The sequence below is a fragment of the Anabaena sp. AL09 genome, from assembly GCF_001672255.1.
GTDB classification, from domain to species: Bacteria; Cyanobacteriota; Cyanobacteriia; order Cyanobacteriales; family Nostocaceae; genus Dolichospermum; species Dolichospermum lemmermannii.
Window position 1 is genome coordinate 84,242 of sequence record NZ_LJOQ01000106.1, and the last position, 13,833, is coordinate 98,074.

The following is a 13,833-nucleotide window of genomic DNA, read 5'->3' on the forward strand; positions in this document are numbered from 1 at the left end:
TGGATAAAAATTGCTGGAAACCTATCAAACTTTTATATGTAGTTAGGCTTTAGCCCTTTCGACGAGTTAATTAGGAAGATTTAAACATGAAAACCCTGATTATTGATAACTACGACTCTTATACTTTTAACCTTTACCAATTGATTGCAGAAGTTAATGGAGAGTATCCAACTGTAATTTATAATGATCAAGTTATATGGGATGAACTGAAACAATGGGAATTTGATAACATCGTAATTTCACCAGGTCCTGGCCGTCCAGAGAAATCAAAAGATTTTGGGATCTGTCGTCAAATGATTGAAAATGCCCAAGTACCACTTCTAGGCGTTTGCTTGGGACATCAGGGACTAGGATTTGGCTATGGAGGAAAAGTTATTCACGCACCTGAAGTTCGGCATGGTCGGCTCAGTGAGGTTTATCATACTGCTACTGATTTGTTTACAGGAATACCTTCTCCTTTTTCTGTGGTGCGCTATCATTCTTTGCTGGTTGCAGATGACCTACCGGACTGTTTAGAAAAAATAGCGTGGACAGAGGACAACCTGATTATGGGAATGCGCCATCGCTCTTTACCAATGTGGGGTGTACAGTTTCATCCAGAGTCAATCTGTACTGAGTATGGACATACTTTGTTTGAGAATTTTCAAGAGATTACTCGGAAATTTGCCCAAGAGCAAGGCAAAAGCCTGAAAAAACATTATTGGACAGGAAATAACGGGAATGGAACTTTACCCACAAATTCTACTAAGAAAAAACAGCAACAGGAATTTGAACTTTGTACGCGCAAATTGAATTTGTGTCCCGATACAGAACAGATGTTTGTACATTTGTTTAGTAAATCAGCCAGTGCATTTTGGTTAGATAGCAGTCGGGTTGAACCTGGTCTTTCTCGCTTTTCTTTCATGGGAGATAACAGTGGTGAAAACAGTCTCCTAATCCATTATCGGACGCAAGGGCAAGAACTGACAATTACACAGTCCGATAATGTCAGTTTCAAAACAGAGGGAATTTTTGATTATCTCCAGCGGGAAATTGAACGGCGACATTGCTCATCTGAGCATTTACCTTTTGATTTCAATTGTGGGTTTGTGGGTTATTTTGGCTATGAATTAAAGGCAGAATCTGGAGGAAAATTCAATCACACATCTGCCTTACCTGATGCCATGTTTATGTTAGCAGATAGAATGATTGCAGTTGATCACCAAGAGCAAACTATCTATCTGCTTTGTCTAATTCAGAAAGGAAAAACAGCCTCCGCCGAAGATTGGTTTGAAGCGATCAAAAACCAAATTGACAATCTTCCTCCTCTGTCGCCTATTGTTCCTCAAAACAAAAAAACACCTGTTATTTTTAGATTGAGCAGGTCTGAAAAGACTTATCTTGATGATATTGAAAAATGTTTACAAGAAATTCACGAAGGAGAAACTTATCAAGTTTGTTTAACAAACCAGATTTACACAGATACAACACCTGATCCGCTAGAGTTCTATCGTTCATTACGCCGCATCAATCCTGCTCCTTATGCTGCATTTTTGCGCTTTGGTGATGTGGGAATTGCCTGTTCATCTCCAGAACGATTTCTGCAAATTGATCGCCAAGGTTGGGCAGAAACAAAACCTATCAAGGGAACGTTACCACGAGGAAAAACACCCGCAGAAGATTTTATCCTCTGTGAACAATTGCGGAACAGTGAAAAAGATCGAGCGGAAAATCTGATGATTGTGGATTTACTTAGAAATGATTTGGGACGGGTTTGTGCAGTGGGAACGGTTCATGTTCCCAAATTAATGGCTGTGGAAACCTACGCTACAGTACATCAATTGGTGACAACAATTCGCGGTCAATTACGAGCTAATATGAGTGCCGTAGACTGCATTCGGAACGCCTTTCCTGGGGGTTCTATGACGGGCGCACCTAAGATTAGAACCCTGGAAATTATTGATAAATTAGAGCAAGAAGCGCGGGGAGTTTACTCTGGGTCTATTGGCTTTTTAGGATTAAATGGTTCAGCCGATTTGAATATTGTTATTCGTACCGCTGTCCTGACCCCAGAACAAACTTCGATTGGTGTTGGTGGTGGTATTGTAGCACTTTCTGATCCCCAGATGGAGTTTGAAGAAATCATGCTGAAAGCTAAGGCATTGATTCAGGCAATGATGATCACAACAAATGGAAGCAATTATCAAAGTATTGTGGCAATCCCTGAGTGCGAACAATTTACAACAGAGATATGTGCGTTTACGGATCTACCACCTGCTATTTGTATTCCCCTCAATAATTGGGGGGGAGTGCCAACATTGATAACTAAGATTTTACGTCAAAATCGCGCCACCCATTAACCGCTCATACCTATACTTCAACTCATCCTGCATTAATGGCCAACGCGCTAAACTTGCATCCATCTCAATCACCTTTTCCGCTGCTTGTCGTGCTAACAGCAAAATGTCCTCATCTTCCACCAAACTAGCCAAAGTAAAATCCGCTACACCTGATTGGCGAGTTCCCATCACTTCTCCAGGACCGCGAAACCGCATATCCATTTCCGAGATAAAAAAACCATCTTGGGACTGTTCCAACACTTTCAAGCGTTGTTGAGCATCAGGACTTCTAGAACTACTCATTAATAAACAATAAGATTGCGCTGCACCCCGTCCTACACGCCCCCGTAATTGGTGCAATTGTGATAAACCAAATCTTTCCGCGTGTTCAATCAGCATCACAGTGGCATTAGGAACATCCACTCCCACCTCAATCACAGTGGTAGAAACGATAATTTGAGTTTCATTATCGCGGAATTTGTGAATTGCTGCTTCTTTTTCGGCTGAAGTCATGCGTCCATGCAATAACCCAATTTGAAAATCAGGAAAAACACTTTCTTGTAACTTTTGATGTTCATCTACAGCCGAACGTAAATCTAATTTTTCCGATTCTTCTACCAAAGGCAAAACTATATAAACTTGTCTACCTTGGGCAACTTCTCGACGGATTAAATCGTAAGCCTGGGGACGTTGTTGACCACTTAACATTGTGGTTTTAATTTGTTGTCTTCCCGGTGGTAATTCATCAATTTGACTAACATCTAAATCCCCATGTACAGTTAATGCCAAAGTCCGAGGAATGGGCGTAGCTGTCATGGTTAAAACATGAGGTTGTTCGCCTTTTTGCTGTAACTTTGCCCGTTGTTGTACCCCAAAACGATGCTGTTCATCTATTACTACTAAGCCCAAATGTTGAAAATTAACTTTATCTTGAATTAAGGCATGAGTCCCGACTAATAAAGGTAACTCTCCTGTTTCTAACTGAGAATGAATTTCTCTTCTTTTGGCTATTTTTGTCGAACCTGTTAATAATTCCACAGGCAAATGTAGTAAGTTAAACCAACTAACTAACTTACGATAATGCTGTTCTGCTAATACTTCCGTGGGAGCCATTAACGCCGCTTGATAACCTGATTGAATTGCTGCCAAAATAGCAATAACAGCAACCACAGTTTTCCCTGAACCAACATCACCCTGAACTAAGCGATTCATGGCTACAGGTTTTTGTAAATCGGTGAGAATTTCATTAACAACTCGTTGTTGTGCGCCGGTCAGTTGAAAAGGGAGAATTTCGTTAAATTCTTCTAATAATTTACCTGTGGGTGCAAGTATGGCACTAGTTTGAATTTCTCGCGCTTTTTTTTGCCGTTGCAATAAGCCCAGTTGTAAGTAGAAAAATTCATCAAATACTAACCGACGACGAGCAATTTTTAAGGAGTCACTATCTTTAGGAAAATGAATATTAGGAATTGCATCTTTCAATTCCATCAAAGCATATTTTTCTCGTAAACCTTTAGGTAAAGGATCTTTTAAATTCACTGCTGCTGTTAAAGCGATCATCATTGCCTGTCTGACTGTATTAGCCATTACTCCTTCAGTCAGGGCGTAAATGGGAACAACTCGCCCAATAGTGAGAGAATCAATGGTATCTCCTGGATTTGCCAAAACTTCCAATTCTGGGTTATCCAAAGTTAAACCATATTTACCACCTTTTACTAATCCACAAGCTGCTAACATACTACCTACAGGATATAGGCGTTTTAAACTTTCTTGCCAACCACGACTACTAAAACGCGCACCTGCATAAAAACGGGTAACTTTAATTTGTCCAGTATTATCTTTGAGGATTAATTCTAAAATTGATAATTTCTTATTTTTAGGACTGGTGAAAAAATTAAACCGTTTTACTGTCGCTATGATAGTTACTGTTTCTCCTCCTGCCAACTCACTAATATTTACTTGACGGGCATAATCAATATGATCACGAGGATAATAAAATAGTAAATCACGGACTGTATATAAATTTAATCGCCCTAAATTCTCGGATTTTCTGATGCCAATTTCTGGTAAATCTCTCAGTTGTTTATCCAGTGTTGGTGCTAGTCTTTTACTAACTTCGGCAACAATTGGAGTTGTGGGATGTTGATTTTTAGATTCGTAATTTATTTGAGGTTCTTCTGTTTCTAGTTCTTGTTGAAGTTGATTTAGATATCTTCTAACTTCTGCTACTAAATGTTGTCTTTCTGGTAATGTTAAATTTGGATAATTGGCAAATTGCATTCCTACTTGATGCCAGCGGAGTCTTTCTTTTGGTGGTAAAGCAGTTGGGAAATTACCAAAAGTCAAACAAAGAAATTCACTAAAGCGATATTGCTTACCTACTAAATCTATAAAGCCTTTTTCTGCCTCAAATGCTAAAGCTTTATGTAATCTTATCCAATCGGGCATTTCATTAGTCATTGGTTAATTGTCAGTTGTCAGTTGTTAGTAGGGGCGAAGCATTTGGAAGATAAATTATCGGTCATTGCCAAAAATAGTTCTCCAAATGCTTCGCCCGTAGTATGTAGTTTTAATAGATATATATTTTCAATAACCTATACAGGTTCTAATTTTTAATTTTGCATTTTTCATTCCGCCCTGCGGTACTAATCCTCAAACCAACTAGCACGCCAAGCGGCTTCAGCTTCAGCAATTTTAAGTTCTCGTTGTCTTTTTTGATATTCTCGTCCGAGTTTATTCAATTGCATTAAAATATTACGAACTGCCTTGCGTTCTGACAATAGTGTTGCTTCAGCAAATTCTATTTCTCCTAGTCGTAAGTGAATAGCCATAATCTGAGTGAGGCTAGAATCTTCGGAATCTTCCTCATTACTAATTTCTATGACTAAGTTTAATAAATTGGGAGGGCTGGGTATCATATTACTAGAAGCTTCTGAAGAAGCAGCAGCAGCGGTGGCAGCGACTAAAATCGGTTCTGGTAGTTTTTTGGGTAAAACCCCTGTTTTTTGGATGAAGATATTAGCTGATTGGGAGACTTTTTTTAAAGTTTCTTGAATCTCTTCTTCTAAATTTTGTTGCCATTCAACTAGTTCTATGGGGTTAGAAGGATCTAATGCTTGAGGTTGTTGTTCGTTTTCTTCGTTTTCTTCGTTTTCTTCTTCCTCCTCAATTTCTACAACTGCTTCTGTTTGGGTAACTTCTGGAGGTTGAATATAACTAATTAATTCTTTAGCGGCTTGTTGACTTAATTTACGAAGGCTTTGTTGTAATTTTTGCCGTTGATTTAGTGATAAGTTCAGAAATTCATCAGGATATCCTTGGGTACACAGGTAATAACTAGCCAAAATCAATTGTTTTTGTAAGGCTGATCCCAAGGTATTTATATATTTAGTATAGGCTAAATTGAGTTCGTGAGCGATCGCACTAATCGCCTCTTTTAATTCAGTAATGTCTTTTTCTATCCGTTCAATTGCTCTTGTCATAACTTTAAGCTAATTAGTTGTCGGTTGTCAGTTGTTAGTTGTCAGTTGTCAGTAGGGGCGAAGCATTTGGAAGATAAATTATCGGTCATTGCCAAAAATAGTTCTCCAAATGCTTGTTAGTTGCTTTCTGTAGTACAAATATACGGATTTTAAATAAATAATCATCATTTAAATAAAATACAGGCCACGCAGAACGCGCTGGCCTGTAAATGGGAATAGTTATTAGTCAAAAATAAAAGTCCATAATCAACAACCAATTATTAAGTATATATTCTTAACAACTGACCACTGACAACTGACCACTGACTAATCACAAAATTACTTAGCACCCATTTGGGCAGCAACTTCATCAGCAAAGCTCATTTCGTTCTTTTCAATGCCTTCACCGAGTACATAGCGCACAAAGCGACTAACTTGAATTTCTTCGCCAACTTTGGATTTTACTTGTTTCACCAATTCTTCTACCGAAATACTTTGATCACGGATATAAGGTTGATCTAGTAAAGTCATTTCTTTGAGGCGCTTATCAATTCTACCTTGAACAATCTTTTCTTTGATGTTCTCTGGTTTGTTACCCAAGTCGTCCTTACCCATTTCGATGCCTTTTTCTTTAGTGACAATTTCGGCAGGGATTTGGTCTACGCTAACGTATTCAACGTTGGGACAAGCGGCAACTTGCATTGCTGCATTTTTAGCCAAACTTTGGAACTCTTCATTAGCAGCGGCTGAAGCACTTTGAGCGGTCAATTCCACTAATACACCAACCCGACCACCAGTGTGAATGTAGCTATCTGCTACTCCTGGTGTATCAGTGGTGAGAGAGAAATTCACAAAGCGCCGCACTTGAATATTTTCACCAAGAGTAGCAATGGTTTCTTTGATGAATTCATCAACAGTGACGCTGGACTTTTCAATATATGGTTGAGTTAATAAAGACTCAACACTATCAGCAGTTGCAGCTTGTTGTGCTAGATTCTTAACTAAGGTTTTAAAAGCTTCATTGCGGGCAACAAAGTCAGTTTGGCAGTTGACCTCTATGAGTACACCTATCTGTCCATCAGCTTGAATATAGGTGTCTACTAAACCTTCTGCGGCAATGCGAGCGCTTCCTTTGTCAGCTTTAGCAATACCTTTTTGCCGTAGCCAGGTTATGGATTCTTCGACATCGCCATTATTTTCCTTCAGTGCCTTTTTGCAGTCCATCATGCCAGCACCGGTTTTTTGGCGTAGCTCTTGGACGAGTTTCGCAGATATTTCCGCCATATTGCCTCAATTCTTAACTTGACAGATACAAATATTATTCAAGATTATCAGACGATCAGGACTCATTTGAAAATCATTTAAGAGACTTCCAATCAAAAAAAATATCCCGATCTGTAGTATGGATGTAGGGGTAAAGCGCAGTCCCTTGAAGCCGGGGAATAAATTCCCTGTCTAAAAGCTAAAGTCGGTTAAAACCGAATATTTTAGCGTAAATAGGATAATTATTGATTTTGAGTTAACCAGAGTGCGTTTTAACGCACTTTAGTTTTTAGACCGGAACTTAAGTTCTGGGCGGGAATGTTGCAGCCAAACAAATAAGTTATCCCTAGCCTAAGTTGACACCAATGAGAGCTGCTAAACCCCTACTTATTTGCCAGACTACTTATGCTTCGCCTTCAGATTCAGTGCTATCACTTTCATCATATTCGTAATCTTCGTCAGCATAATCATCGTAATCTTCTTCTGCTTCTAGTTGACCGTGACGGCCTTCGTAGATAGCATCTGCTAATTTACCAACAATTAGCTTAATGGATCTGATTGCGTCGTCGTTGGCTGGGATAGGAATATCCACAACGTCTGGATCACAATTTGTATCCAACATGGACACAATGGGAATACCTAATTTTTCGCATTCTTGAACTGCGTTATATTCCCGCTTCTGGTCAACAATAACCACGATATCGGGAACTTTCCTCATGTTTTTAATGCCGCCCAAGTATTTTTGTAGCTTCGTCATTTCCCGACGCAGCATAGAGGCTTCTTTCTTTGGCAATAAATCCAGTGCGCCGGTTTCTTCTCTCCGCTCTAAATCTTTGAGACGCTCGGCTCTGGTTTTAATGGTTGCCCAGTTGGTGAGCATTCCACCCAACCAACGTTGGTTAATGTAGTGAGAACCACAACGGAGGGCTTCTTGGGCAATAATTCCCGCTGCTTGGCGCTTAGTGCCAACAAACAGGAATTTTTTACCTTGCTCTGATTGTGTCCGCATATAATTATACGCGTTATCCATCAACTGGGCTGTTTGTACCAAGTCAATAATATGTACACCATTTCGTGAGGTGTAGATATAAGGAGCCATTTTAGGGTTCCAACGTCTGGTCTGGTGACCAAAGTGAACACCTGACTCCATCATTTGAGCCAAGGAAACTACTGGCATATTTTGTTACTCCTATTCGGGTTAAACCTCCATCTAGGTGCATTTCTCAATTTAAGAAACACCCGAATTCCCAGATGTGCGGATTTTAGACAACTGTACTAGGGTAACACAAATATATTGAATTTTGTGGTGAACTTGGATTTTTTATTTTCCGTATCATTATTTGAAGGATACTGAAAGAGCTAAAAATCATGCTAATTTAGTAATATAGTTAACATTTGATTACGATACAAAACTATATGAATACGATTTTAATTATTGAAGATGAAGTTCAAATCAGAAACAATCTTAGGCAGATATTGCACTTATCAGATTTTGATACATTAGTTGCAGAAAATGGGTTACAGGGTTTAGAGTTGGCTAAAGATAAACATCCTGATTTGATAATTTGCGAAGTATAGCTGGGGAAATTGCCAAAAAAGCTGATAGAGAAGCTGATTTAACTATTGATATCTCAGAGGATGTTTGAAAAGTGGTATTCCGTAATTTTCATCACATTGCTACCCCCCTTAGTCCCCCCTTGTAAAGGGGGGAAACAATAAATAGGGTGGGGTAAAAAATATTTGATACATCAACCATAACTTTTCAAACACCCTCTCAGATGGTATGGCGCAAATATCTCCTGCAAAAATAGCTAAAATTACTGAATAAATAATTAAGAATGCCTTTAAATTTTCTCCGCCTAATACACCAGTGAAGATTGTCGGAAATAGTCATAATAATGCCTTTTATTTGTCTGTAATTGACTATGGACGTGGTATGACTCAGGAGCAAATTAATAATGTTGGGGCTTATGTCCAATTTGAACGTAAAATGTATGAACAACAAGGTTATGGTTTAGGATTATTAATTGCTAAAAGATTGGTAGAACTACATGGAGGAGAGTTTTCCATTGAGAGTATCTATGGGGCGCAAACTATTATGAGAATTGTGCTTCCTCAGCCGAAATTTTAAGAAATTCTGGTCATAGACTTGACTAGAAAAGCAAGAGAGAAGATTTAGAATGTATTCAAAGCTATATCGAACATTTTGGGAAGGGAACAGGGAACAGAAGAAGATGTCAGGGTTTTCGGCATTTTCCCTATAATGGAAATTGTGGATTTGTGGAGATATAGAAAAAAATGACTAAGCTACGGGTGGGTTTACTGTTTGGTGGACGTTCTGGAGAACATGAAGTTTCAATAATTTCGGCACGGGCGATCGCTCAAGCCCTCAGTTTAGAAGAAAATGCTAATAAATACGAAATTTTGGCTTTTTATATCCAAAAAGATGGTGTTTGGCAAGCAGGAGAAGTTGCACAACAAGTTTTAACATCTGGTGTTCCCCAAGAAATCCCCTCCATAACCCCTAATTTATGGCAATTCCCGCCCGAAACTGCCCAAGTTGAGCTTTGGTTTCCCGTTCTTCACGGTCCCAATGGCGAAGATGGTACAATTCAAGGTTTATTGACTTTAACCCAAGTTCCCTTTGTTGGGTCTGGGGTATTGGGTTCAGCAATGGGAATGGATAAAATTGCCATGAAAATGGCCTTTGCCCAAGCGGGACTACCTCAAGTAAAATATAAAGCTGTGACGAGGGCGCAAGTTTGGTCAAATGCTTGTGTATTTCCCAAATTGTGTGATGAAATTGAAGTTGCATTAGGCTATCCCTGTTTTGTCAAACCTGCTAATCTAGGTTCATCGGTAGGAATTGCTAAAGTGCGATCGCGTCAAGAATTAGAAACAGCTTTAGATAATGCAGCCACCCATGACAGACGGATTATTGTCGAAGCTGGAGTTGTGGCCAGGGAAGTGGAATGTGCAGTTTTAGGTAACGACAACCCCAGAGTTTCCGTCATTGGTGAAATTACCTTTGAGAGTGATTTTTACGATTACGAAACTAAATATACCCCAGGGAAAGCCGATTTATTCATTCCTGCAAACTTACCAGAGGTGGTAGCACAACAAATTCAAGATATGGCTTTACAAGCTTTTGCGGCTGTTGATGCGGCTGGGTTATCCAGAGTAGACTTTTTTTATGTGGAAGCTACGGGAGAAATTTTCATCAACGAAATTAATACTTTTCCAGGTTTTACCTCTACAAGTATGTATCCCCAACTCTGGGCTAATACGGATATACCCTTTGCCAAATTAGTAGATCAGTTAATTCTACTAGCAATTTCAAGACATTCTCCAATTAATTAAGGGGATTAGGGAGAGAAGATAGCGGATTAGGTAAAGAGGGAAAATAAATATTTTCCTCTTGTCTAAACTATGATTTGTGTGATTAATTTGATTAACGTGATGGATAATGAGCAAGAGGTTAAAAAAAATAGATTTATTAGAGTTTTTCTAGTAAATCTACTGATAAAGTACCCTGGGATCTGGTTCTTGAGTTTGTTCCTAATTCCTATAGGAGTTGCAATTTTTGCATATCATCAACTGAGTTATATTAGCTATGTACCACAAAAAGAACAAAAAGAAACCCCACTTATCCCTGTACAATCAACCATTTCCACATTTTCCGATCCGAGTAATCCTCTACCTTTATGGTTGATAATTGCAGTTATCTTCTGCTGTTCTAGTGGTTCTTTTGTAATTTTCTACCTACTGCAAAACTCAAGAGAAGGCACAAAAGCTATTCAACGCACTCGCAATAGTCAAAAATTGTCCTCGCCGAAACGTCATAAATCCCCAAATTTTCCATCTGACAGCAAAAATTTGCTCATAATTTCGCCACCAGAGAAAATCTATCCCCTCAATACCAATGCGGAATTTGTCAGAGACAGACAAGATTCACGATTCCTCTAGAAACTTGTAAACACAAGATTTTTAAGAAAGTGCCAACTTGGCAACCAAGTTTTAATTACCTAAGTTACATTGATGCAAGATAAACAAATTCAATATTGTGGCTATTAGAGGCTAATACATATTGATTTTTTTCATGCAGTACCAGAGTTTATGCTAACATTTTTCAAGCATAAATAACAATGATTTACAAATAATTGATTGACCATTGATGGAGTCAAAAATAATCACAATAATCAGGTTTGACATTTGCTGCAATGGGAATATTAACCGCATCTAGATACTGTTTTTGCTACATTACCCCCCCAATGACTTGACAGTATTTGTATATATTTCTAAACGCTACAGCAGTAAATGTAGAGTGGGAGATTTCAGGCTTTTGGTATGCCTCCTCCCACTCTCTTTTTATTTTGTGTAGGGGTGAAGCATTCGCACGAGAAAAATATGGAACAAACAGATAAACTATATTGGCGAATGCTTCACCCTTTCCACGAGAAAAATATGGAACAAACAGATAAACTATATTGGCGAATGCTTCACCCTTTCCCATAAAAATGACAAAGAAATCCATCTATTAAATTTATGCCCTACAATTCCAATATTCACCACCGTCGTTCCATCCGATTAAAAAGATACGACTATACTCAACGGGGAGCATATTTTGTCACCATTTGCACCCATCAACGTAATTGTTTATTTGGTGAAATTGTAGATGGTGAAATAAAATTAAATACAAATGGCGAGATAGCAAGGGGTTCTTGGTTATCTATTCCTCGACATTTTAAAAATGTCGAGTTAGATGAATTTGTGATCATGCCCAATCATTTACATGGGATTATTATCATTGATAGTTCTGAGGTGGTGGGCGAAGCATTGGCAAATCAAGATTTTTCACAATTGTTTTCTGAGGTGGTGGGCGAAGCATTGGCAAATCAAGATTTTTCACAATTGTTTTCTGAGGTGGCGGGCGAAGCATTGGCAAATCAAGATTTTTCAAAACAACAAAATTTATCAAGCCAATGCTTCGCCCCTACAGTCTATACGGGTGAAACAGTTAAAATTAATGGGACAAAACCACAATCTTTGGCGGCAATAACTCAAAATTATAAATCAGTTTCTACACGCCAAATTAATCGGATGAATAAAGCTAAAGGAAATGTAATTTGGCAGCGTAATTATTATGAACATATTATCCGCAATGAGGAAGCATTAAATAATATTCGTGAATACATTGTCAACAATTCGATAAATTGGGTAAAAGATCAGGAAAATCCTGCTAATTTTCAGACAATGCAATTATTATCTAATAAAAATCCAATCAGATTTATTTAAAAGAAATTGGTATCTTTTAAAAACTCCAAAATTGCGGCATTCACAACAGTAGAAGAACCAGTTGAGGCATCATGATAGCAATTTTGCAAAATTTGTAACCGAGAATTGGGAAGATGTTGATGTAATTTTTCCCCATGACTAGCAGGAAACCAACTATCTTGATCTCCCCATAATACCAAAGTTGGACATTCAATATTTTTGAGATTTTTTTGAATATTACTCAACATACTTGGCTGATTTGTTCGCAAATTCTCAATTTCTTGAGCAGCAATTTGTAAATCTTCCGCAACTTTTACCAAAGTCCCCGGAATTTCAATAAATGGGTAAGTAATCCAGTAAATATCTTCCTCTGTTAACAGGGAAGGATCATACAATACCTTTCGTCTTTCTGTTCCCATAACTTTTCTAACTAAAGGTGCAAACCAATATGCGAGACGTAAATTATCAACTGCATGGATAATCTCTATTGGTGTTTGTGCCAGTAAACCCATAGACCAATGAGGTAAGCTTTCTGTAAAAATAGGGGCATTAATTACTACTAAACGTCCGATTAAATCAGGATTTTTACCAGCTAATCCTAAAGAAATTAATGCTCCTATAGATTCTGCTACTATTATGGGTGGTTCATCACATAAAGCTTGAATAATGCGTTTTAATTCAATAATTTGATGTCCATTTTCTTCTCGACGAGATACAGGCTTTTCGGAAAAACCAAAACCTTTAAAATCACAACAAATTACCCGAAAATGTTGAGATAATGGTTCAATACTATGTCGCCAATTATAACTCCAACTGCCTAAACCATGTAATAGAATTAGCGGTTTACCTCGACCTTTTTCACCATAAGCTATTTGAATTGGATAACCTTGAGCATCAGGAATAACGAGATATTGCCGTCCTTGAGGAAAATTATCTTGCCACCAATCTTTCATAATTTTATAGGATAATTTAATTACCAGTGAAGACTTGCCATAATATTCTTAGTAATATCACGGGGATGGATATTAAGACAATAGCCAGTAGAAATAAACCCACAGCAAAAATGAGGATAAATGATTTATCTGCTTTTTGATTTTGCTGAGGAGATTTTAAAGATTCTTCCAATAAAATAATATTGTAATTATTAGCTTTCCACGCAAAATCAAACAAGTCTCCTAACATGGGAATAGCCCCAACTAAGGAATCAACAATTACATTCATTACCATCCTGCCTAATGTGGCTGTAGGTACGCCTAATTGTGCAGCTTCAATGATAATATAAAATGAAAGTATGAGTCCTAAAGCATCACCTCCTATGGGAAGTAATCCAATAATAGGATCTAAACCAATTCCTACTTGTGTTCCGGGAACGGTAATTATATTATCTAATACCTTACTAAATTGACGTAGACGCTTTAATCGAGGTGCATAAGCATCAGGTGTAATTGAAAACTGTTCAGAAGAATTAGGCATTATTAATAATTTTCGATGACTTGATGATCAACTTTTCTATTATC

At 38.0% G+C, this 13,833-nt stretch carries 13 protein-coding genes; 7 read left to right on the top strand and 6 right to left on the bottom strand.

All coding sequences use genetic code 11. From position 1 onward, the window contains the following. Positions 1–86: 86 nt before the first annotated feature. Positions 87–2,339, top strand: coding sequence for an aminodeoxychorismate synthase component I (gene pabB / locus AN490_RS22150; protein WP_300007086.1), 2,253 nt, complete (start codon positions 87–89; stop codon positions 2,337–2,339). Here the strand turns inward: pabB and recG are convergent. Next, positions 2,313–4,778: an ATP-dependent DNA helicase RecG gene (gene recG / locus AN490_RS22155; RefSeq protein ID WP_300007088.1), complete on the bottom strand. Its 2,466-nt coding sequence runs from the start codon at positions 4,776–4,778 to the stop codon at positions 2,313–2,315. The two genes, pabB and recG, sit on opposite strands and share 27 nt — an antisense overlap. Before the next feature lie 21 nt (positions 4,779–4,799). Between recG and AN490_RS22160 the strand changes: the two genes are divergently transcribed. Beyond that, the gene (locus tag AN490_RS22160; RefSeq protein ID WP_300007090.1) at positions 4,800–4,934 is read left to right on the top strand and encodes a hypothetical protein; all 135 of its coding nucleotides are present in this window, start codon (positions 4,800–4,802) and stop codon (positions 4,932–4,934) included. A gap of 29 nt (positions 4,935–4,963) precedes the next feature. On the opposite strand, the gene AN490_RS22165 is transcribed toward AN490_RS22160, so the two are convergent. From AN490_RS22165 to rpsB, 3 genes are all read right to left on the bottom strand, one after another. Further along, the gene (locus AN490_RS22165) at positions 4,964–5,800 is read right to left on the bottom strand and encodes a hypothetical protein (RefSeq protein ID WP_271823887.1); all 837 of its coding nucleotides are present in this window, start codon (positions 5,798–5,800) and stop codon (positions 4,964–4,966) included. Positions 5,801–6,118: 318 nt separating this feature from the next. After that, positions 6,119–7,063, bottom strand: a complete 945-nt coding sequence (tsf, locus tag AN490_RS22170; protein ID WP_300007094.1) for a translation elongation factor Ts — start codon at positions 7,061–7,063, stop codon at positions 6,119–6,121. Between the two features lie 382 nt (positions 7,064–7,445). Continuing rightward, entirely contained in the window at positions 7,446–8,219 is a 774-nt protein-coding gene (gene rpsB, locus AN490_RS22175; RefSeq protein WP_015083055.1) for a 30S ribosomal protein S2, read from the bottom strand. A 239-nt stretch (positions 8,220–8,458) separates the two neighbouring features. On the opposite strand from rpsB, the gene AN490_RS22180 reads away from it, so the two are divergent. From AN490_RS22180 to AN490_RS22200, 5 genes are all read left to right on the top strand, one after another. After that, positions 8,459–8,620: a response regulator gene (locus AN490_RS22180; protein ID WP_300007097.1), complete on the top strand. Its 162-nt coding sequence runs from the start codon at positions 8,459–8,461 to the stop codon at positions 8,618–8,620. A gap of 253 nt (positions 8,621–8,873) precedes the next feature. Beyond that, on the top strand, positions 8,874–9,173 hold the full coding sequence (locus AN490_RS22185) for an ATP-binding protein (RefSeq protein ID WP_300007280.1): 300 nt from the start codon (positions 8,874–8,876) through the stop codon (positions 9,171–9,173). 167 nt (positions 9,174–9,340) lie between these two features. After that, complete coding sequence (locus AN490_RS22190; protein WP_015083057.1) at positions 9,341–10,402, top strand: D-alanine--D-alanine ligase family protein; 1,062 nt, start codon at positions 9,341–9,343, stop codon at positions 10,400–10,402. A 186-nt stretch (positions 10,403–10,588) separates the two neighbouring features. Further along, the gene (locus AN490_RS22195; RefSeq protein ID WP_300007099.1) at positions 10,589–11,008 is read left to right on the top strand and encodes a hypothetical protein; all 420 of its coding nucleotides are present in this window, start codon (positions 10,589–10,591) and stop codon (positions 11,006–11,008) included. A gap of 579 nt (positions 11,009–11,587) precedes the next feature. Further along, on the top strand, positions 11,588–12,337 hold the full coding sequence (locus AN490_RS22200) for a transposase (protein ID WP_300007102.1): 750 nt from the start codon (positions 11,588–11,590) through the stop codon (positions 12,335–12,337). Here the strand turns inward: AN490_RS22200 and AN490_RS22205 are convergent. Further along, positions 12,334–13,269, bottom strand: a complete 936-nt coding sequence (locus tag AN490_RS22205) for an alpha/beta hydrolase (RefSeq protein ID WP_168694924.1) — start codon at positions 13,267–13,269, stop codon at positions 12,334–12,336. The genes AN490_RS22200 and AN490_RS22205 overlap by 4 nt on opposite strands. A gap of 16 nt (positions 13,270–13,285) precedes the next feature. Beyond that, positions 13,286–13,789, bottom strand: coding sequence for a DUF4112 domain-containing protein (locus AN490_RS22210; protein WP_148762312.1), 504 nt, complete (start codon positions 13,787–13,789; stop codon positions 13,286–13,288). Positions 13,790–13,833: the final 44 nt, after the last annotated feature.